The sequence below is a fragment of the Brachybacterium sp. JB7 genome (assembly GCF_003335205.1).
Classification (GTDB): domain Bacteria; phylum Actinomycetota; class Actinomycetes; order Actinomycetales; family Dermabacteraceae; genus Brachybacterium; species Brachybacterium alimentarium.
Genome location: NZ_QPGN01000010.1, coordinates 1 through 20,116, shown reverse-complemented (window position 1 = coordinate 20,116; position 20,116 = coordinate 1). Strand labels below are relative to the sequence as shown.

General features: G+C 68.1%; 20 protein-coding genes. 15 read left to right on the top strand and 5 right to left on the bottom strand.

What is annotated here, in order from left to right:
• The first annotated feature begins 2 nt into the window (after positions 1–2).
• Complete coding sequence (locus tag CIK81_RS12295) at positions 3–983, top strand: MaoC/PaaZ C-terminal domain-containing protein (RefSeq protein ID WP_096163382.1); 981 nt, start codon at positions 3–5, stop codon at positions 981–983.
• A gap of 18 nt (positions 984–1,001) precedes the next feature.
• On the opposite strand, the gene CIK81_RS12290 is transcribed toward CIK81_RS12295, so the two are convergent.
• Positions 1,002–1,970: a nucleoside hydrolase gene (locus CIK81_RS12290; protein ID WP_096163254.1), complete on the bottom strand. Its 969-nt coding sequence runs from the start codon at positions 1,968–1,970 to the stop codon at positions 1,002–1,004.
• Between the two features lie 162 nt (positions 1,971–2,132).
• On the opposite strand from CIK81_RS12290, the gene CIK81_RS12285 reads away from it, so the two are divergent.
• From CIK81_RS12285 to CIK81_RS12270, 4 genes are all read left to right on the top strand, one after another.
• Complete coding sequence (locus CIK81_RS12285; protein ID WP_096163253.1) at positions 2,133–2,540, top strand: MmcQ/YjbR family DNA-binding protein; 408 nt, start codon at positions 2,133–2,135, stop codon at positions 2,538–2,540.
• 34 nt (positions 2,541–2,574) lie between these two features.
• Complete coding sequence (locus CIK81_RS12280; protein ID WP_241964148.1) at positions 2,575–3,426, top strand: MerR family transcriptional regulator; 852 nt, start codon at positions 2,575–2,577, stop codon at positions 3,424–3,426.
• 386 nt (positions 3,427–3,812) lie between these two features.
• Positions 3,813–5,093, top strand: a complete 1,281-nt coding sequence (locus CIK81_RS12275) for an MFS transporter (protein ID WP_096163252.1) — start codon at positions 3,813–3,815, stop codon at positions 5,091–5,093.
• 2 nt (positions 5,094–5,095) lie between these two features.
• A complete protein-coding gene (locus CIK81_RS12270; protein ID WP_096163251.1) occupies positions 5,096–5,836 on the top strand; it encodes a MerR family transcriptional regulator in 741 nt (246 codons plus the stop codon).
• 237 nt (positions 5,837–6,073) lie between these two features.
• Here the strand turns inward: CIK81_RS12270 and CIK81_RS12265 are convergent, their stop codons facing one another.
• Positions 6,074–6,655, bottom strand: coding sequence for a TetR/AcrR family transcriptional regulator (locus tag CIK81_RS12265; RefSeq protein ID WP_096163250.1), 582 nt, complete (start codon positions 6,653–6,655; stop codon positions 6,074–6,076).
• Between the two features lie 208 nt (positions 6,656–6,863).
• Here CIK81_RS12265 and CIK81_RS12260 point away from each other — a divergent pair, with 208 nt between their 5' ends.
• From CIK81_RS12260 to CIK81_RS12250, 3 genes are all read left to right on the top strand, one after another.
• Positions 6,864–7,334: a hypothetical protein gene (locus tag CIK81_RS12260; protein WP_096163249.1), complete on the top strand. Its 471-nt coding sequence runs from the start codon at positions 6,864–6,866 to the stop codon at positions 7,332–7,334.
• A gap of 172 nt (positions 7,335–7,506) precedes the next feature.
• Positions 7,507–8,415, top strand: a complete 909-nt coding sequence (locus CIK81_RS12255) for a hypothetical protein (RefSeq protein WP_096163248.1) — start codon at positions 7,507–7,509, stop codon at positions 8,413–8,415.
• A gap of 68 nt (positions 8,416–8,483) precedes the next feature.
• On the top strand, positions 8,484–9,281 hold the full coding sequence (locus tag CIK81_RS12250; RefSeq protein ID WP_096163247.1) for an NAD(P)H-dependent oxidoreductase: 798 nt from the start codon (positions 8,484–8,486) through the stop codon (positions 9,279–9,281).
• A gap of 96 nt (positions 9,282–9,377) precedes the next feature.
• Here CIK81_RS12250 and CIK81_RS12245 read toward each other — a convergent pair whose 3' ends face one another.
• The gene (locus CIK81_RS12245) at positions 9,378–9,983 is read right to left on the bottom strand and encodes a TetR/AcrR family transcriptional regulator (RefSeq protein WP_096163246.1); all 606 of its coding nucleotides are present in this window, start codon (positions 9,981–9,983) and stop codon (positions 9,378–9,380) included.
• A gap of 89 nt (positions 9,984–10,072) precedes the next feature.
• Between CIK81_RS12245 and CIK81_RS12240 the strand changes: the two genes are divergently transcribed.
• The 4 genes from CIK81_RS12240 (at position 10,073) to CIK81_RS12225 (ending at position 15,831) form a co-directional block, all read left to right on the top strand.
• Positions 10,073–11,536, top strand: coding sequence for an MFS transporter (locus CIK81_RS12240; protein WP_114355766.1), 1,464 nt, complete (start codon positions 10,073–10,075; stop codon positions 11,534–11,536).
• A 224-nt stretch (positions 11,537–11,760) separates the two neighbouring features.
• Positions 11,761–15,228: a MobF family relaxase gene (gene mobF / locus CIK81_RS12235; RefSeq protein ID WP_241964147.1), complete on the top strand. Its 3,468-nt coding sequence runs from the start codon at positions 11,761–11,763 to the stop codon at positions 15,226–15,228.
• Between the two features lie 49 nt (positions 15,229–15,277).
• Positions 15,278–15,517 carry an addiction module protein gene (locus CIK81_RS12230; protein ID WP_096163244.1) on the top strand — a complete coding sequence of 80 codons (240 nt, stop codon included), beginning with the start codon at positions 15,278–15,280 and terminating at the stop codon, positions 15,515–15,517.
• Complete coding sequence (locus CIK81_RS12225; RefSeq protein WP_096163243.1) at positions 15,514–15,831, top strand: type II toxin-antitoxin system RelE/ParE family toxin; 318 nt, start codon at positions 15,514–15,516, stop codon at positions 15,829–15,831. The genes CIK81_RS12230 and CIK81_RS12225 overlap by 4 nt, the downstream gene beginning before the upstream one ends.
• A gap of 45 nt (positions 15,832–15,876) precedes the next feature.
• Here CIK81_RS12225 and CIK81_RS12220 read toward each other — a convergent pair whose 3' ends face one another.
• Complete coding sequence (locus CIK81_RS12220) at positions 15,877–16,101, bottom strand: helix-turn-helix domain-containing protein (RefSeq protein WP_199586364.1); 225 nt, start codon at positions 16,099–16,101, stop codon at positions 15,877–15,879.
• Positions 16,102–16,197: 96 nt separating this feature from the next.
• Between CIK81_RS12220 and CIK81_RS12215 the strand changes: the two genes are divergently transcribed.
• Positions 16,198–16,764 carry a helix-turn-helix domain-containing protein gene (locus CIK81_RS12215; protein WP_096163242.1) on the top strand — a complete coding sequence of 189 codons (567 nt, stop codon included), beginning with the start codon at positions 16,198–16,200 and terminating at the stop codon, positions 16,762–16,764.
• A 37-nt stretch (positions 16,765–16,801) separates the two neighbouring features.
• The gene (locus CIK81_RS12210) at positions 16,802–18,067 is read left to right on the top strand and encodes a tyrosine-type recombinase/integrase (protein WP_096163241.1); all 1,266 of its coding nucleotides are present in this window, start codon (positions 16,802–16,804) and stop codon (positions 18,065–18,067) included.
• Between the two features lie 151 nt (positions 18,068–18,218).
• Here CIK81_RS12210 and CIK81_RS12205 read toward each other — a convergent pair whose 3' ends face one another.
• Complete coding sequence (locus CIK81_RS12205) at positions 18,219–19,352, bottom strand: serine hydrolase (protein WP_096163240.1); 1,134 nt, start codon at positions 19,350–19,352, stop codon at positions 18,219–18,221.
• 74 nt (positions 19,353–19,426) lie between these two features.
• Between CIK81_RS12205 and CIK81_RS12200 the strand changes: the two genes are divergently transcribed.
• Positions 19,427–20,116: pirin family protein (locus CIK81_RS12200; protein ID WP_147272359.1), on the top strand; the 690-nt coding region annotated here is incomplete at its 3' end.

The window sequence follows — 20,116 nt, the reverse complement described above, 5'->3', positions numbered from 1 at the left end:
CCATGCAGACAGGCTCCGAGGTCACCCCCGGCGAGCAGATGAAGGACCTCTCCGACGTCCCCTCCTTCCCCGCGATCTATGCGGCCGCGCTCGACCCGCGCTCCTCAGGGCGCCGGGGGTCGAAGGAGCCCGTGCTGCCATCGATCGGATACCGCGTGCGTCAGGTGCGCATCGACGCCGAGCGGGCCCGCGATTTCGACCACCTCATGGGCGGCCCGGCGACCGATCTGGTCCACCCCGGGGTGCTGCACGTGCTCGCCTTCCCGGTCTCGCTGGCCCTGATGGCGCGGCGCGACTTCCCCTTCGCCCTGCTGGGGCTCGTGCATCTGCGCAATCAGGTGCTCCAGCACCGTCCGGTGCGGGTGGGGGAACTGGTGGACGTCGAGTGCCGCGTGCGTGATCTGCAGCCGCACCGCAAGGGGCGCACCTTCGAAGCGGTCTCCACGATCCTCGGGGAGGACGGCGAGATCATCGCGACCGACGTCTCCACGTACCTCGCCAAGGGCGGCGATTCCGGCAACGGCGAGCCCTCGGCGGAGAGCTCCGACGGCGCGAGGACGTCCGCGGGCGGCGACAGCGCCAGCGCTCGCTCCTCGCGCTCGACGCGTCGGGCCTTCGAGGCCCCGCGGCCGACGGGACGCTGGAAGCTCGGGGCCGACACCGGGCGCCGCTATGCGGCGGTCGCCGGGGACGTGAACCCGATCCACCTCTCGGCGCTCAGTGCGAAGGCCTTCGGGTTCCCTCGCGCCATCGCCCACGGCATGTACACCGCCTCGCGGGCGTTCACGGAGTCGCGCGTCGATCTCTCGCGCCCCCTGCGGTGGGATGTCACCTTCGACGCGCCCGTGACCCTTCCGGGCACGGTGCTGCTCGCCTACGAGGAGCGCGGCACGCACGGCGTGCACTGCGTGGGCTGGCGGGCCGGCTCCGGGGACAAGGGGCCCCGACGCTGCTTCGAAGTCGAGGTGACGACGCTGGGCTGACCTGCTCGGCTCCGGAGCTCAGCGGGTGATCGACAGCCCCGTCTCGAGGGTCGCCAGCAGGTGCGCGATGAAGGCGGCGGGCCGCACGTCGGTGAGGACGTCGACGTTCGGTGCCCGGCCCCATCGGCCCAGCTCGTCGCCGACGGTCTGACCGCGGGTCAACGTGCCTGCCAGCTCGACGTCGACGGCCAGGGGCCGGGTGCCCGCGAAGTCGCCGGTGACCGCGTGCGCGGTGACCAGGGGGTCGTGCACGTGCGCCATCCAGCCGAAGCCGTCGGCCCGGTGGAACTCGAAATACCAGCGCAGGGCGTCCACGAGGATCCCCGCGACAGGATGGCCGGTGCGCTCGGCGAGCCCCCGGAGATCGTCCAGGGTGTCCTCGGTGAACCGCACGGTCTCGGTGGCCTCGAGGGAACCGAGCACCGGCCGCTCCCGCGCAGTGCTGAACGCTGCGAGCACCCGCTGCGCGGCCTCCGGGTCCACGGCGATGTTCCATTCGCTGGTGGCCCCGGTGTTCCCACGATGGTTGATGGCGCCGCCCATGATGTGCAGGCGCTTCAGCAGACGCGGCAGCTCGGGATCGATCTCGAGCGCGAGGGCGAGGTTCGTGTGCGGCCCCAGCACGAGGCCGACGAGCTCGCCCGGATGCGCGCGGGCCATGTCGACCCACAGCCGAGCGCCGGATCGGGCGTCCTCCGCGCGCGCCGGGTCCGGGAGCACGGCGTGGCCGATGCCCTGCGGTCCATGGGTGTCGTCGGCGTACATCGGCTCCTGCACGAGCGGGGTCGACTCCCCGAGAGCGACCGGGGCGTCGAGCCCCAGCAGCTCGGCCAGGGAGAGGTTGTTGCGGTGCACGGCCGCGACGGGAACGTTGCCGCCGGTGGAGACGATGCCGGCGATCTCGACATCGGATCGGCAGGCCAGATAGGTCAGTGCGATCGCGTCGTCGATGCCGGTGTCGCAGTCGATCAGCACGGGAAGAGTCATCGCTCCAGCCTAGAGGCGCGGAGCCGACGCCGTCGCAGTGTCCGGATTCCTCGCGGCGGTTGAGAGGGTGGTGGGCTGGAAGTCCGGAATCGGCGTCCGGGGAGGGGCGGACCAGTGGTCCGGAGGGTGGCGGATCCGCGCCGATCGCGGGAGGATCACGGCATGGTTCATCCGCAGATGTTCGACGACGATGATCCGCTCCTCGCTCTGGTGAGGTCGATCGCGCTCGCCGTGCCCGGCTCGCACGAGAAGATCAGCCATGGTCGCCCCGCCTTCCACACGGTCAAGGTGCACTGCTACTACGGCGGCGCCCGGAAGGTCGAGGGGGAGTGGGAGCAGCACCCGCAGTCGGTGCTGCTGCATCTGCTGGCGTCGGAATCCGCCACTGTCCAGGAGTATTCGGCCTCGTTCGTCCCGGCCTATCTCGGCGGTTCCGGATGGATCGGGCTGGATCTCGATGAGCGCACCGATCCCGCCGAGCTCGCGGAGCTCATCGAGGAGTCCTATCGCACGGTGGCTCCGCGGCGCCTGGTGGCCGAGCTCGACAGTGATGCCAGGCCCTCCGCTTGACCCTCACGCGACGTCAGGCCGGAAGGTGGTCCCCATGACCGAGAAGCCCGCTGAGCACGACCTCGCCATGGGGGAGGACCTCGCGGTGGGGGACGACCTCACCGTGGGGCGCGTCGCCGACCTGGTCGGCGTCAGCGTCCGCACCCTGCATCACTGGGACAGCATCGCCCTGGTGCCTCCCAGCGGGCGCAGCTGGGCCGGATACCGGCTGTACGACGCGCAGGACATCGCCCGGATCCACCGGGTGCTCGTCTACCGCGAACTCGGTCTGGCGCTCGCGGAGATCGGTCGGATCCTCGATGATCCGACAGTGGATCCCCGCGAGCACCTCCAGCGCCAGCGGACCCTCCTCCGGGAGCGGATCCGACGGCTCGAGAGGACGGCGCACGCCGTCGACGAGATGATCGAGAGGACCGCCATGACCGACGAGAAGACCATCAACCTGACCCCCGAGGAGCAGTCGCGCATCTTCGGCACCGACTGGGACCCCGCCTACCAGGAGGAGGCCCGCGAGCGTTGGGGGAGCACCGACGTATGGAAGCAGTCGGTGGCCCGCACCGGCTCCTGGGACGCCGCGCGGTGGCAGCAGCTCAAGGCCGAGAACGACGCGCTCGAGCAGGCGCTCGCCGATGCGCTCGCCCAGGGCGTGGAGCCCGGCAGCGAGGAGGCGCACGCCCTGGCCGAACGCCATCGCGCCGCGATCGGTCAGCACTACGACTGCAGCCGATCCCGGCAGGTCGTGCTCGCCCGGATGTATACGGAGGATCCGCGGTTCGCGGCGCACTACGACCAGCTCGCCCCGGGCCTGGCCGCCTGGCTGCGCCGGGCGATCGAGGAGAACGCCCGCGCCCACGGCGTGGATCCGGAGACCGCGACCTGGGAGTGACGTGACGGGCGGGGCCCGAGACGGGGCGCGAGGGGAGGAGAACTGCACTCGACCCCCTCGCGCCGTGAATCTCGATCTTGCGTTCTGCCGCATGAAATCAACGATCTACGGCATCTCACCTGTGGATGACTCCACCGCGATACGTGGACCTACAGGTTGCTTAGCACTTTCGTTAGCACTTTTCGCGGCTCGGGCGACGGCAATGCCTGGAGGTCTGTCGAGGTTTGGACAGCCCAGTTTCGCGGCTCAGACCTGTGCCCAAACTGCCAACTCACGGGGTTGCGGATGGCCCAGACCTGGTTGGTCTTGCCGTTGGCGGAGAGCGATGAGCGGGTGTCGGGGCGTGGGCTTGACTGTGCCGTGGCGTCATAGTTTCTGATGGGTGCATGGGTCGAAACACGTGGGTTTATCTGGGGTCATACAGCCTGTCGCTGTTGGGGAACGGGATCGCGTCGGTGCTGTTCCCCCTGTTGGTACTCGCCAAGACCGGCGACATCCTCGCCGCGGGGATCCTCGCGTCGGTGACCGCTGCGGTCGCCGCGGTCGTCGGGGTGCTGGCCGGGGTCGTCGTGGATCGGGTGAACCGGCGCACGGTCTCGATCACCAGCGACGTGCTCTCGGCGGGTTCGGTGGCCGCGCTCCCGGTCGTGGATGCGGTGTGGGGGTTGAACCTGACATGGTTCATCGTGCTCGGCGTCATCGGGGCATTCGGTGACATGCCGGGCATGACCGCACGCGAGACGATGCTGCCCCGCCTGGTGCAACTCGACGGCGGCAAGCCGGGTGCACTGGACCGGTTGGTCGGAGTGCGCGAGTCACTCTCCGCGGCGCTCATGCTGATCGGGCCCGGTGTCGGTGGTCTGCTCGTGTTCCTGCTCGGGGTCAGCTCGACGACGCTGTTCATCACCGCGGGAACGAGCCTCGCCGCCGCAGCGCTCTCCCTCGCACTCTCGTCGCGGGCCGGAGCGATCGAACCGATAGCTGGCGCTGCGGAGCACAGCGGTTCACCCGGGGTGCGTGGTGTCGCGACCGATCTGGTGCAGGGGTGGCGGTTCCTGCTTGGACACCGGCTTGTACTCGGGGCGAGCATCTTGACGGCGGTGTTTGTCGCAGTCATTGCGGGGTTGCAGGCGACGATCCTGCCCGCCTACTTCCTTCAGGAGCGACTGCCTGAGTTCAGCGGGTTCGCGGTCACGGGCATCGCTCTCGGCAGCCTGTTCGGTGCGGGCCTGTATGCGGCGACGGTCGGCAAGGCTTCGCGGCGGGCCTGGTTCGTGATCGGCATGCTCGGCAGCGTGATCGGCTTCGCCGCCCTGGGGGCGATGGGTGCGCCGTGGCTGGTGATCGCCGCCGCGGTGCTGATCGGTCTCACGAACGCCCCCATGTCAGCCGTGCTCGGCGTCGCGACGATCGAGGCGACCCCTGACCGGATGCGCGGGCGCGTGCTCGGGGCGCAGAACGCGCTCATGCTCGCCGCCCCCGCTCTCACCGCTGCACCGATCGCCGCCATCGCCTCCGGGTACGGGCTCACCACCGCGGGGGTCGGGATCGCGGTGGTCATGGCCGTCACCGCCGTCATCGCGCTGATCGTGCCCGCGTTCCGGTCGTTGGACACAATAGAGACACCGGATTCAGAAACACCGGAACCAGGCGAGCAGGAGGGGTGAGCATGGCGTGGAGCACGAAGCAGCTCGCTGACCTCACCGGGGTCACGCTGCGGTCGATCCGCCACTGGCACGAGGTCGGACTCCTATCGGAACCTGAACGGTTGAGCAACGGGTACAAGCAGTACACCGCCCGGCATCTCGTGCTCGCGCTCCGCATCGCACGCCTCACCGGCCTCGGCTTCACCCTGGAGCAGGTTGCAGGGATGCTCGAATCCGAGGAACAGGGTCAGGAATCCCTGCATGGGCTGCGGACCGAACTCGACGGCAGGATCACCGAACTCACCCGCATCCGCGCAGACATCGACGAACTGATCGCTCGGGGCATCTCACCCGATCTCTCACCAGAAGCACTCCTCGCGATGGAAGCCCTCGGGCCGGGGCCCGGCTCCCGGAACATGGCCATTCTGCTCGCACGGCTGCTCCCGAACGATGCCATGCCCAGCTTCGCCGAAGCCATGCACGGTGCACCCGACGCCCTCACGCAAATCAATACGGACCTGATGGGGCTACCGCCAGACACGTCAGAGGCGGAGATCACCACCCTGGCTGAACGTGGGGCCGCGCTCATCACCGGGTTCCTCGCCGAGCGGGGCGACGCCATCCCGCACTTCGACATCAGCATCGGGGAACAGGAGGGCGCGGACGCGATGACCACGCTCCTGAACGAGCACATGAACCCCGCGCAGCAACGCGTCATGACCCTCATCATCGAACGCCTCACCGGCCCTGACCGGCAACACTGATTCTACGGTCCTGCCACCTTCGCGGAACCGTGGGATCAGGGGTTTTCAGGTTCCTGGGTGAACTCCTTCGCTCCATATGCAAGCGCCGAGCAGAATGCTCAGCACTGATGGCTCCTCGCGCACCCTAAGCACCCCATGCTCGCCCGCCTTACGCTGCCCCTCTGTACACCCCTTACACTTCCCTGTCCTTCCGAACGAACGCACACCTCTGGAGCGCGCACGAGGGCGTCCGGGGGACTACTGCGTAAATGGCAGCGCCTCTGTGGCAAGGGTGAGTGCGTCCGCCTCTCGCGTGAGAGTGGATTCCTTCAACGGCAGCGCCCTCCAGAAGACGAGGCCATTGACCACACTGAGGAGGAAGTGCGCCCGGGCCGTGTTGTCGCCTTCTTCGAGTGCTCCCTGCCCGACGAGGATCGACAGCCATGTCTCGACGCGTCGCGTTGCCTGCTCGTCGAAGGTGGCATATGTCGTGCGGACGTTCTCGGGCGCATCGGGGCTGATATAGCTCTGGAACATCTCGCCCATTCGCGCCCGTGCCTCGTCGCCTGTGCCGATGGTGGCGACGAGTCTGCCCAGGTTGTCGGTGAGGCGCTGGCGCGCTGGCAGCGTCGTGTCGTGGATGCGGTCATCGGGCATCGCCTGCTCGTACATCGACGCGAGGACCGCGTCGAGCAGAGAGCGCTGGTTCGGGAAGTGATGCCGCAGCGTCCCCATGCCGACGCCGGCTCGTGAGGCCACTGCGCGCACCGTCAAGCGCTGTCCGTCGCCCTCCTCCACCATCGAAGTCGCTGCGTCAAGGATCCTGCGTCGCGTGTCCACAACCCCTCCGTAGTCCTGTGAATCGAATTGACATCACACTAGCACATTGTGCTAGTGTGATGTCCTAGCACAATGTGCTAGTGACGGTGGGGCTGCTGTAGACGTTCGTAGGGGCAAGGCCCCACGAACGTCTACCGGGCTCTCCGTCCTTCCACCCCACCGGGCGATCCCAGGTGCCTCCATACAACATCCGAAAGGGAGCAACATTATGCTCGAGACCCTCCAGGACTTCGCTCAGTCCTTCCCCGGCTGGCTTCAGTGGTTCGCCGTCTTCCTTATCGCTGCCGTCCCGTTCGTCGAGTCTTACCTCGGCACGCTCGTCGGCGTCGCGATCGGCCTGCATCCGGCCGTTGCCGTCAGTGCTGCGATCGCGGGCAACGCCGCGGCGGTCGTTCTCATCGTCGTCGTGTCCAGTCGGATTCGGCAGCGCGTGCGATCGACGCCGAGCACGGAGGAGGAAAGCTCACCCAGGCGCAAACGCGTGGGCCGCCTGTTCCAGAGGTTCGGAATCCCGGGCGTGGCCCTCATCGGCCATCCGACGCAGATCTCGTCCGCCGCGATGGTCGGCTTCGGCGCGAATCCCACCAAGGTTCTGATCTGGGAGCTGGTGTCAGTGGCCGTCTGGGGCGCAGCCGTCGCGATCCTCGGCGGGCTGGGCATCCAAGTACTCACGCACTGACGCAGGCCTGTTTCTACGACCTCACAAGGAGAGAAGAATGAACCACACATCCACGATCGACGACGCTACGCGCGACTCAACGACACCGAACGATCGACCTGGGGGTCGTTGGCCCCTGGCCCGTACAGTCCTGTGGTGGGCGCACGCAGCAATACGATTCCTGCTGGCGATCATGCTGTTGTTCAACGGCGTGATCAAGATCGGACTCTGGCAGTTCGGCAGACCTGACGTCGGCGAGTCGCTGATCACGCTCGGTGAAATGAGCCCCATGGGTCTGCTGTCGTACATGGTGGGATTCTCGCCGCTCTTCCAGGCCCTTGCCGGTATGGCCGAGTTGGGGGCGGCTGTCGCGCTCATGTGGCGTCGGACGATGGTCCCGGGAGCGCTGGTCTCCGCCGGCTCCATGGCCTTCATTCTCGTGCTCAATCTTGGCTACGACATGCCTGCGAAGCAGCTCTCGCTCGCCCTGCTCGTGATGAGCCTGATCGTCCTGGCTCCGTGGGCGAAACGCATCGTCGCTGCGGTCGTGGGCAATGGTGCGGTCCCCGCCTCGGTTGAGCCGCGCCCGTTCCGCAGCGCTCGCGCGAACCGCATAGCTGGTCGTATCGCGATGCCCGTGGGTGTTGCGGTGCTGGCGTTGACCGGGGCCTTGGTTTTCGTCGTCCAGCCCACTCAGAGCGTCGATGATTCCGCACCTGCGGGAGTGTGGGCGGTCGAGTCCGACGGCTCCGGTGCAGACGCGTCCTGGTCGCAGCTTGCGCTCGGGAGCACCCTGACCGACGGGGCGGCGACTGCGCAGGTGAGACAGAACGACGGCACCCTGCTCGTGGGCACGTACGTGCGCGAGGGCAACGGGCTGGTTCTGACGCTCAAGCCCTTGCAGAGTCCGGGTCAATCGACACTCGAATATGCAGAGGCACCGGCCGAGAGCATTGAACTCGATTACACGACCGACAGCACCGAGACACTCACGCTGACCGGGGATCGGACCGTGGAACTGAGCCGCAGTCTCGACGCATCGGTGCTCTACGATCGCGGGTTCAGCTGGTCGATCCGCGCCGACGACCCCTTCGAACGGTAGTCGACGCCTCCACCGCGGTCGCCGAATACTTCCTCCACATCCAGCAGCACGAAAGGACAACGCTCCCCATGACCGCATCGACTCATCCCGAAACTCAGACAGCACTGTGGGTGTACGCGCACCCACGGGGCTCCTCCCTGAACGCACACGTCTATCGCGAAGGTGTGAGCACTCTCGCGCAGGATCACCGGATATTGACCTCAGACCTCTACGCGCAGGGCTTCGATCCCGTGCTGAGGGAGAGCGACCTCGGGCGCTTCTCCGGCTCGCCTGGAGGCGTGGCGGACCTTCTCGGCGAGGCGTTCACGGAGCAGCAGCTCCTGCCAGATGTTCGTGAGGAGCAGTGGAAGATTGCTGAGGCGGAGTTGCTGGTCTTGCAGTTCCCCCTCTGGTGGTATGGAATGCCTGCCATCCTGAAGGGCTGGTTCGATCGTGTCCTCACCGCAGGATTCGCCCATGGCGAAGTTGATCCCCGTACCGGACTCCCGCTTCGGTACGGGGACGGCGGTCTCTCTGGTCGCAGGGCGCTCATCATCGTCACCGCAGGCGAGGATGCGCGTTCAATCGGCCCACGCGGCATCAGCGGAGACTTGGATAGCCTGCTCTTCCCCCTCACCCACGGTGCACTCTGGTACTCAGGGGTTGAAACATACGCACTCCACACTATCTACGATGCTGACGACCTCGACACTGAGCGCGTGGACGACGAGATTCAACGCCTCCGCGACCGGCTCCGCGGCCTTTCTGACGAACGAACGCGGCCATTTCGAAGACTCAGCGACGGGCAATACAGGGGCACGAGAGCACTTCACCCAGATCTCGCCCCAGGCCGCACAGATCTCGGCATCCACCTAGCGGGAGACTGATTCGTCGACGAGATGCTCAGGTCGGACTACTGGCGGCATGCGTCGATCCTCGACTCGCGAGACGGATGCTTGCTGTCACGGGAAGCCGGGGCCGATTCAGGCGAGCTTCACGGTCGCTACGGTGCCGAGCGCCGTGAAGTAGGCGTCGAGCAGGGGGCGCAACTTCGAGCCTGGAGTGTGCGCCCACTCCTGCCAGGCGAGGTCGACAGCCGCGACCCCGGCGGCAGCAATGGCCTGGGCGGCGCGGCCGTTGCTGAGGCACTCGCGCAGCACCTCGGCGACGGCAGACTGATCGCCGCGCTGCTGGGACGCCAGATGCCCCTTGAGTGCCGACACTTCATTGATCATGCGGATGCGTGCCCGCAGCGGGTCTCCTCGGGACTCGGCCGTGGCGACCATCGGCTCCGTGGCCGCGCACATGATCGCCCAGAGGCTTGTGCCGGGAGAGGCTGCCTCGACAGCCTCGGCAACGCTCTGGGCGAAGGAACCCGCGCGCGTGGCGGCGAAGCGCGCGGCGGAGACGACCGCGTCCTCCTTCGAGGCGAAGTAGCGGAAGAAGGTGGCGCGGGAGACGCCGATGCCACGCGCAAGCTCCCCGACCGTCACCTCGTCGAAGCCCTGCTCGACGCAGAACGTCGCAGCGGCGTCGGCCAGCTCTGCCCGCAGGATCTCGCGACTGCGGTCGCGCACATCATTCGACATGAATCTGAGTCTATAGCATGATACGGTATCTGTTGGCTGAGACACCGTCTCATCATGATTCACAACGAGCAGGGACGGAAGAACGACCGATGACCTCCACCCGGGCCCAGGGCATGCCCCTGGCCGCCGATGATGACCGCACTCGCATGCCTCGACACCGTTCGGGGGTGATCCTCGCCGTGCTCGCTTTTGCGGGACTTGGGGCGTCGTTCATGCAGACGATCCTCATTCCGATCCAGGGAGAGCTGCCGAGGCTGTTGAATACCACCAGCGAGAACACGGCATGGGCGATCACGGCGACCTTGGTGGCAGCGGCCGTCTGCACTCCCGTGGCCGGGCGTCTCGGCGACATGTTCGGCAAGCGCCGTATCGTCATGTCGCTCTTGCTGCTTCAGGCGGCAGGCGCGATCCTCGCCGCTTTCGCAGGCGATGTGACGACCCTCATCGTTGCTCGTGCCCTGCAGGGGGCGGTCGCAGGCGTCATCCCGCTGGGCATCTCGATCCTGCGCGATGTCCTGCCGCCGCAGAAGCTCGGCGCGGGCATCGCCCTCGTCAGCGCGACACTCGGCGTCGGCGGCGCGCTCGGCCTGCCGCTGAGTGCCCTCGTGGCAGAGCACCTCGACTGGCACGCCCTGTTCTGGGTCGCGGCCGTCATCGCCGTGCTCGCCTTCCTCGGCTGCGCGGTGTTCGTACCTGGGAGCACGCAACGCTCGCCCGGGCGCGTTGATGTCGTCGGCATCGTCGGGCTCTCGCTCGGACTTGTGGGCGTGCTCATCGCCGTCTCGCGCGGTGGCGAGTGGGGGTGGGCAGACGCACGCACCCTGACCCTCCTGATCGGCGGAGCGATCGTGCTCGTGATCTGGGGCGCGATCGAGCTGCGCGTCAAGGACCCGCTCGTCGACCTGCGCGTGAGCGCCCGCGCACCGGTGCTGCTGACCAACCTCGCCTCGGTCACCATGGGATTCGCGCTCTTCGCATCCAATGTGGTGCTGCCGCAGCTGCTCACGCTGCCGCAGGCCAGTGGCATCGGGCTTGGTCTGACGCTCACGGTCGCGGCGCTCGTCGTCGCCCCCTCCGGTCTGGCGATGATGGCGATGTCTCCGGTGGCGGGCAAGGTCGGACAGCGCTGGGGCGCGAAACGGCTGCTCCTCCTGGGGGCGGTGATCCTTGCCCTCGCCTACGGGCTCGCGTTGGCCTTCCATGCACAGGTCTGGCAGATCCTCGTCGTCAGCATCGTGCTCGGCATCGGGGTCGGGCTCGGCTACGCGGCGATGCCTGCGCTCATCATGCAGGCCGTACCGGCGCACGCGAGCGGGGCGGCGAACGGACTCAATGCGCTCATGCGCTCGCTCGGTACCACAATCGCTGCTGCCGTCACCGGCGCGGTCCTCGCACAGTCCGTGACGACTATTGGCGGCGTGACAGGCCCGAGCGAGGGAGGCTTCCTCTTCACGCTCGCACTCGGGCTCGGTGCAGCGATCGTCACCTTCATCATCGCGGCGTTCATCCCGCGCCCACGCGTGGCCCAGGAGGGTACTGTCGAGCCCTCCTGACATTGAGCCGGTCCGCGCGAAGAGCCATGTGCGTCCAACGCTCGCCGGAGCCGCGGTTGACGTGATCGCCGCCGATGCCACCAACAGGCACCGAACGCGCACACCAGCCCCTACCCCTCGTCACTGTTCCCCCAGGAGCCTCGACGCGCATCACTTCTCTTCTCTTTTGAATGGACGTATGCTACCGTGGTAGATATACGGTTCTCTAATTAAGAGAATTAAGGATGGTGGTCCTCATGCATGGCGGCGTGATCCTGTTCCGGGGCACCGGAGCCGACGCGCGCCGCTATGTCGAGGCCGACCGCTCCCGCGCCGATGACTACTATCTCGGCGCGGATGCGTCTGTGGCGGAGTTCACCGCGCTCGACGGCGACGGAAACACGACCGCGACCCTGGGGCTCGACCCGGAGGCCTATGCGGCGTGGGTGGATTGGGTGAACCCGGTCACGGGTGAGTCGATGGGCAAGCCGCGTCTGCCCGGTGCGGGGCGGCAGGGGTCCCCACGATTCGCGGAGATGGTCGTGAACGCCCCGAAGTCGCTGTCGATCGCCGCCGCCCTGCACCCGGAGGTCTCCGACGCCCTCGATGTGGCGCAGCGGGATGCGGTGGCGGAGATTCAGCGGTGGCTCGCTCAGCACTCCGTCACCCGCGTCGGCCCGCGCGGGAAGCAAGAGGTCGTGCCCGCCCGTGAGGTGCAGACGGTGGCGGTGTCGCACCGCACCAGCCGGGCGGGTGATCCGCACCGGCATATCCATTTTCAGATCGGCACCCGGGTCTGGGCGGCCGGGAAGTGGCGCGCGTTGGATACCGCGGCGTTGTTCAAGCAGCAGGGCGCGATCCGTGCCCTCGGCACCGCCGTGATCGCCGCCCACCCCGAGCTTGCGGAGGTGCTGGATCGGCACGGCCTCACCCTCGACCCGGTGACCGGTGCGGTGGTCGAGCTGGAACGGTTCAATCCGGTGATGAGTAAGCGCGGTGAGCAGGTGCGCAAGCATCTCGAACGCTTCGAGGCCGACTGGGAGGCCGCGCACCCCGGCGAGACGATGGGGCCGGTCGTCTCCGCCAGACTCGCCGCGAAAGCGTGGGCGCACGAGCGGCCCGCGAAGAAGCCCACCACCCTGCACGAAGAACAAGCATGGGTAGCAGAGTTGCGGGAGGCCGGCTACGACCCCGAGACATTGCAACGGCCCGCACGGCGTGCACCGGTGTCGCTGGATGACCTCTCCGTGCAGGCGGTGGCGAGCCGGGCGCTGGATCGGTGCGCGGCGGGCGGGTCGGCGTGGACCCGGCACACGGTGCAGGAGCACGCGACTCGGATCATGACCGAGTACGGCGTGCAGGCCGCGCCGTCCGAGGTGCGCGAGTTCGTGAGCATTGCGACATCGTTGGCGGTGGAGGATTGCTTCTCGATCCTCCCGCCCGGCGCGCCCACGCCGGAGCATGTCGCGCACCTCACGTCGCTCCGGGTGGTGCAAATGGAGACGGAGCTGCGCGACCTTCTGGCCGCACGGGTCCCGAAGCGGGAACCGAAGCACCCGGACGTGCGCGAAGCAGCGAGGGCACGAGGCCTCGATGCGGGCCAGGAGCGCGCAGCCGCCGCGGTCGCCTCCCGCGATCCGCTCGTGATTGTGGAGGGCGCAGCCGGAGCGGGCAAGACCACCATGCTCGGGGCTGCAATCGAAGTCGCCTCCGAACACAGCAGGGCGTCGCGGGTGGTTGCGCCGACGTTGCGCGCCGCGCAGGTCGCGCACGATGAACTCCGCGTGCCCGCGAGCAGTGTTGCCGCTTTGGTGCATGCGCATGGGTGGCGGTGGAACAGTGACGGTGTATGGACGCGCCTCACGCCCGGCGACACCGACCCCGAGACGGGCCGCACCTATCGTGGTCCGGCTGCGGGGGCGCGGCTGGTGCGGGGTGAGCGCGTGATCGTGGATGAGGCCGGGATGCTCGACCAGGACACCGCGATCACCCTCCTGACCGTCACCGCTGAGGCGGGTGCGACGGTCGCGCTCGTCGGGGATCGCGCCCAGCTCGCCGCCGTCGGCCGCGGCGGCGTGCTCGACATGGCCGTCCAGATCCGGGGTCGCACGTTCGATATGGCCGAGGTGCACCGCTTTACCGACCCCGCCTACGCCGAACTCACCCTGCGGATGCGCGACGGAGAGAACCCCGGCGAGGTGTTCGACCAGCTCACCCAGCAGGGTCTGGGGCGGCTCCACGCGAGCGGCGAGGATGCGCACGAACAGGTCGCCCAGCAGCGGCAGGACGGTGAGGCGGTGACGGTGAGCACGAATGACGAAGCGAGTACGGTCAACGCCGCCGTTCGTGAGGCGCGCGTCGCCCAGGGCGTCGTCGACGACACCCGCACCGTCTATGGCAGTGACGACCTCCCCATCGGGGCAGGCGACCTGATCCAGACGCGGAAGAACAACACCGATATCGGAGTCGCGAACCGGCAGCAGTGGATCGTGCAGTCGGTCGAGGATGACGGCGCGCTCCACGTGCGCGAGCAGGGGAACGGGCGGAAGCGGCAGCGCACCGTCCGCCTGCCCGCCGGCTACGTGGCCGAGCATGCACACCTGTCGTATGCCGCAACCTCCTACGGCGTGCAGGGCGCAACCGTGACGGCCTCGCACACGATCCTCACCGAGGCAACGAGCGCCGCGAGCGTTTACGTCGGCATGACCCGCGGCCGCGATCAGAACCTGCTGCACGTGGTCGCGGAGAACCTGGCGGATGCGCGGGGGCAGTTCATCGAGGCGATGGAACGCGACCGCGCCGACCACGGCCTCACCGACGCCACCCGCCGCGCGACCGAGCAAGTGGCCGGGCTGGTCGAAGACGGCCCCGCGAAACTCGTCAACACCGAGATCGCGGCGCTCATCGAGCAGGCGGAAACCGCCGAGGCGCAAGCGGAACGCTGGCAACAAGTCCGGACCGTCTTGGCTGACCTGAGTACACGCGAGACGGCGGTGAGAGAGACGGCCCAAGCGGCCGAGGAGGCGGCGAAGCAGCACGCCGATCTGGTGCGGGCCGAGGTCGCCGCGCCTCTCGTGTCCGCGGCAGGGGCGGCGCTGAATGATTGGCAGGACGCGAACGTGACCGTGGAGGCGGCGGCTGAGCAGGTGCGGGCGGCGTCGTGGTTCGGGAAGCGTCGCGCCCGCACTGACCACGAGACCGCCGGGGCCCGTGCCCAGCAGGCGCGGCAGCACCTCACGGACGAGTGGGGCGGCCCGCCGAAGTGGAACGAACGCCCGAACGTGTGGGTGGAGCGCGTGACCCGCCCGCGGGTCGACGCCGACCCCCGCGTGATCGAGGCGGAGCGCGAGCACCGGGCCGCGCGCGACGCGCTCGTGAGCAGGCCCGAACGGGCGCAGACGGCGCGGCTGACCGCGTACGCGCGCGCGTTCGGCACCGACAAGGTGCTCCGCAACCAGTACGCCTATCTCGCGGCGAACCCGGCCCAGCAAGTCGCCAGCGCGACGCAGACCGCGAAACAGGCACGCGAGGAGGCCGACCTGTTGCGCTCGCTCACCCCGGCCGAGGCCGTGGAGCGGATCGAGCAGACCCGCGTTGCCGAAGCAGCCCGCGAAGCGCACCAAGCGGAGCGGAGACAGGCCGCGCTCTACGACCCGGGCCAGCATCGATCTTCCTCAGGCCAGGCGCCGCCCGACCGTGGCCGTAGCCTGTGAGCGTCGCGAACCCCTCCCCACTGTCGGCTCTCAGCGGTAGACTTAGGGCATGACGCCGAAGCTCGCAGAGTACATCGCAGAAGGCCGTAGCCTCTCTGCTGATGAGCGTGAGCTTGCTGCGGTCGCGCTCCAGCAGATCAGTGCCGATGAGCAGGCCGAGGTCGATACGGCCTGGCGTTCGGAGCTTCGCCGTCGCATTGACGACATCGAGAGCGGCAAAATCGAACTGCTCGACGCGGACGAGGTTCACGCGCAGATTCGGGCCAAACTCGCGGCGATGCGCAAGTGACGCTGACGCGCCGCATCCATCCCGAAGCCGCGTCGGAACTGTTCGAAGCTGCCGAGTGGTACGAAGCAGCGCGTACAGACCTAGGCGATGACTTTCTTTCCGAGGTTGGGGCTACAGAGTGGCAGGTGCTCGATTGGCCGGAAGCCGCTCGGGTGTTTCCCGGTTGGAATGAGTTGCCCGTAGTGAGAAGCGCAAGCGTGCGCGTGTTTCCCTACCGGGTGCTCTACTACCTCACCGACACCGAGGTCGTGATCGTCGCCTACGCGCACAACCGGCGCAAGCCGAAGTACTGGGAGCACTGGCTCGACGGCTAACGCCGTGAGTACGGCGGTGCCGAATCGGCACCCCCACCCAGCGCGTCAGGCATCATCACCGGGCGTCGCGTCGGCGAAGAGCGCGAGGAACTTCTCGCGCGGGATCACGACCCGCCGTCCGAGCTTCACCGACGGGATCGTGCCCTCGTTGATGCTCGTTGTGATCGTACGCGGATCAACCCCGAGCGCCTCGGCGGCCTCTTTCCGGGTGATGACCAGGCTGCGCCGCCCGCGCAGGTCTTCCATGTCCAGCGTGCTCTGCCGCATCATCACACCATCCGTTCGAGTTCGCGCGCGAGAAGAGGAGTTCCACTATCATCCGCGCCAGGGATTGCATTGTCAAGAGTCGCGGTGTAGTTTTCCTATATGGAGAACGAACGGATGCGGGGGAACCCCGCCGGACTCACGAACAGCTACGTCGCGCACAACGTCAGGAAAGCACGGCAGTCCATCGGCATGGACTTGCGCACCCTCTCGCAGAAACTCACCGAGGCGGGCCGGAAGCTCTCCGTCTCCGGGGTGAGCAAGGTGGAGCTGGGCGACCGGCGCGTGGACGTGGACGACCTCACCGCGATCGCCTACGCCCTCGGCACCACCCCGGCCGCGCTCCTGGCCCCGCCCGAAGACGAATCGGCATTCACCGGCGTACCCGCCGGACACACGTCGGAGGAAGTGCAGGCGTGGCTGGCCGGGGCCACCGCCCTCACGCACGCCGGGCTCGTGGCCTACTGGCAGAGGCAGGCACAGGAGGCGCTGTACGAGATCGAGACCGCGAAACTCAAACTCGACTCCTACAAGGACAGTGAGACCGCGATGGCCGCGTTCGGCCCCCACTACCAGGAACGCATCGAGCGCTACCGCGAACGCCTCCAGCACGCCAACCTGCGCCTGCTGCACCTCGACCCCGACGCCCGGCCGTTCGGCGAGAGCTAGCAGCCCAATCGACCACCCGAGCGAAGGAGCAGATGAAATGACGACGACGAAGCAGCCCGCCGAGCAGAACAGTGGGGGTGAGAAGCAGCAGCGTCGTTCCCGTTCCCGGCAGCCCGGCTCGATCCAGGCCTACGACACCGACAAGGGCAAACGGTGGCGGTTCCAGATCTACGTCCTGAAAGACCCCGAGTACCCCGAGATGGGATCGCGCCGCCTCACACGTTCCGGGTTCACCAGCACCGACGAGGCCAACGACGCCTTGCAGGAAGCGTTGAAGCAGCGCAAGCAGAACGAGAAGTTCGGCAACAAGGTGCCCACCCTGGGCGCGTACGCGGATGAGTGGGTGGCCGGGTTGAAGCTCGCGGCATCCACGATCAAGGGGTACAAGAAGATCATCCGCAACCACATCAAGCCCCAGCTCGGCACGATCCGGCTCGACAAACTCACCGCCACCAGGATCGCCCGCCACTACCGCGACCTCGAAGATCACGGCCGCAAAGACGAGTACGGCAAGGGCAAACCGCTGTCGGCCAACAGCGTCCACAAGGTGCACGTCGTACTCGGCGCGATCCTCGACGCCGCGATCGACGACGGACACCTGACAGTGAACCCGGCGAAGGAGAAGCGCACCGTCAAGGCCCCGACCACGAGCGAAGTGCGGGCGCAGAAACCCGAGATCGTCACCTGGAGCGCCGACCAGCTCACCCTGTTCCTCACCTGGAACCGCGACGAGCGGGAAGACGAGCTGTTCCCGCTGTGGCGCCTCATCGCCTACACGGGCATGCGCAGAAGCGAAGCCCTCGCCCTGAAATGGAGCGACCTCAACACCAAGACGATGCGGGTCAGCATCCGCCGCGCGGTCGATACCGACGACTGGACAAAGACCAAGACCACGAAGACCGGCAACGCCCGCGTGATCGACGTGGACGAAGACACCCTGAAAGTGCTCGCCTCCTACAAGGTCGCCCGCGCGGAACTCTCGTTCACCCTTGCCAAGGCCGACGCCTACATCTTCGGCGACGACGACGGCAAGCTCCGCTCACCCGACGCGATGACCAGCCGCTGGGATCGCCGCATGAACTGGCTCACCAAGAAGTACGACACCATGCACCGCGTCACGATCAAGGGGCTGCGTCACACCCACGCGACCCTGCTGCTGGAGATGGGCGTGCACCCCAAGATCGTCCAAGAGCGGTTGGGACACTCAACGATCACGACGACGATGAACATCTACTCCCACGTCACCCCGACCATGCAGAGGTCGGCCGTAGACCGCTTCGCCGCCCACCTCGGGAACGCTTAGCACTTTTTCTAGCACCTCCAACGAAAATGGCCCCCGACCTGGAGTGTAAAACTCCTGATCAGAGACCATTTTCCATTCGTGCGCGAGGGGGGACTTGAACTGACCGGCCGTGTCGGCCCATCAGGTGCGGGGCGGGCGCGGTCGGCTCGTGTCAGCCCGGCAGATGCCGGGAGGGCGCGGCTGGCTCGCCGTAGGCCTCCAGCAGCGGCGCGAGGCGCTCGCCGATCTCCACCTGGGTCAGGAGCAGTCCGAGGGTCCCGTCGGGATCGACGAAGAAGTCGGTGCCCGCCCCGCCGGACCAGCCCCAGCGGCCCCGGTGCGGGCCGCCGGTGACCACGCAGACTCCGAAACCCCACCCGGTCCGCTCCCAGAAGCCGGGGAAGAAGGAGTCCGGCTGCTTCACGGCGTCGGGCACCTGGTCGGTGCTCAGCAGCTGCAGGAACCGCGGGGAGAGCAGCTCTCCGTCGCGGAGGGCGCGCAGGAACCGCAGGTAGTCGGGAGCGGTGGAGAGCAGCTCGCTGTGGCTCATGTCGTAGGGCGGCGGGCCCACGTGGAAGCCGCCGCCGGCCGGTTCCCGCTCGACCAGGCTTCCGTCGTCGGCGGCATAGGAGGCGGGCAGCCGGTGCGCCGACCGGGCCGGGACGAAATATCCGGTGTCGCGCATGCCCAGTGGCGTGAACAGCGTGCGCTCGAGGTGCTCGCCGGTGCTCATCCCGCTGAGCCGGGACAGGAGGATCCCCAGCAGACCGAAGGAGTGGTGATACCGCCACACCGTTCCCGGCTCGCCCACCAGGGGCAGGGAGGAGAGGGCGGCGAGCCAGTCGTCGGCCCCGAGCGTCGGCGGCTGAGGGCCGGCCTCGGTCCCGCCGGCCGTCATCGCCCGCTGCAGGGGCGAGTCCGCGAGGATCATGCCGTACCCCGAGGTGTTGGTGAGCAGATGGCGCAGCGTGATCGGGGTGCGCGCGGGGATCGCCTCCTCGAGCGGAGCATCAGGGCGGGGGAGCACGCGCGGAGCCGCGAGCTCCGGCAGCCACGACGCCACCGGGGTGTCGAGAGCGAGCGTTCCCTCGGCCACCAGGCGCAGCGCGGCGACCGTGGTGACGAGCTTGGTCATCGACTGGATGCGGAAGATCGCGTCGGTGCGCATCGGCTCGCCGCCCAGCGCCATCGACCCCGCGGCGAAGGGCTCCGGGTCCGGGCCGACGGCGATCACGCCACCGGGCACCACACCATCCTCGACGGCGCTCCGGAGCAGCTGTGCGGCGGGAGAGGTCTGCGGTGACATGGGGTCACAGTACGCAGGCGGCCCCCGACACCGACAGCCTGCGGAGCGTGTGGGTCTCTGCCTACACTCGAGCGATGAGCGCCTTCGAGGACTTCGTTCTGCTGGACCCCCGTGAGGTCCCGCTCGGCGGGCCGCGCGGAATGACCGTGCACCGCACCCTGCCCGCCCGCCGGACCTCGCTGATCGGCGCCTGGTGCTTCGCCGATCATTTCGGGCCCGACGACCTCTCGGCGGGCGACGGCATGCGTGTCGCCCGGCATCCCCATACCGGTCTGGCCACCGTCTCCTGGCTGTTCGAGGGCGCGATCACCCATCGCGACTCGATCGGCCACCACGCCCTGGTGCGACCCGGCGACGTGGACCTCATGGTCGCAGGCTCGGGGATCACCCACTCCGAGTTCTCCACCCTGGACACGACCGTCCTGCACGGCGTGCAGCTCTGGTATGCGCTGCCGGACCGCGCACGCTTCCGGGACCGGGAGTTCGCCCTGCACACTCCCCGCCCGCGCCGTACGTCGGCCGCCGCGGCGCGGGTGGGCCTGGGCAGGTTCCGCGCGACGGACGAGAACGGCGAGGTGCTGGAGGATGCCAGCCCCCTGGTCACCGACACGGCGCTGAGCATGGTCCAGATCGACCTGCGCGCCGGGCACCGGCTGCAGGTGGAGCTGGACCCAGGGCACGAGTACGGGGTGCTCGTGGATCGCGGCACGGCCCGCCTCGCCGCCGACGGGCGACCGGCCGACGGCCCCGGGGCGACCGGGCGC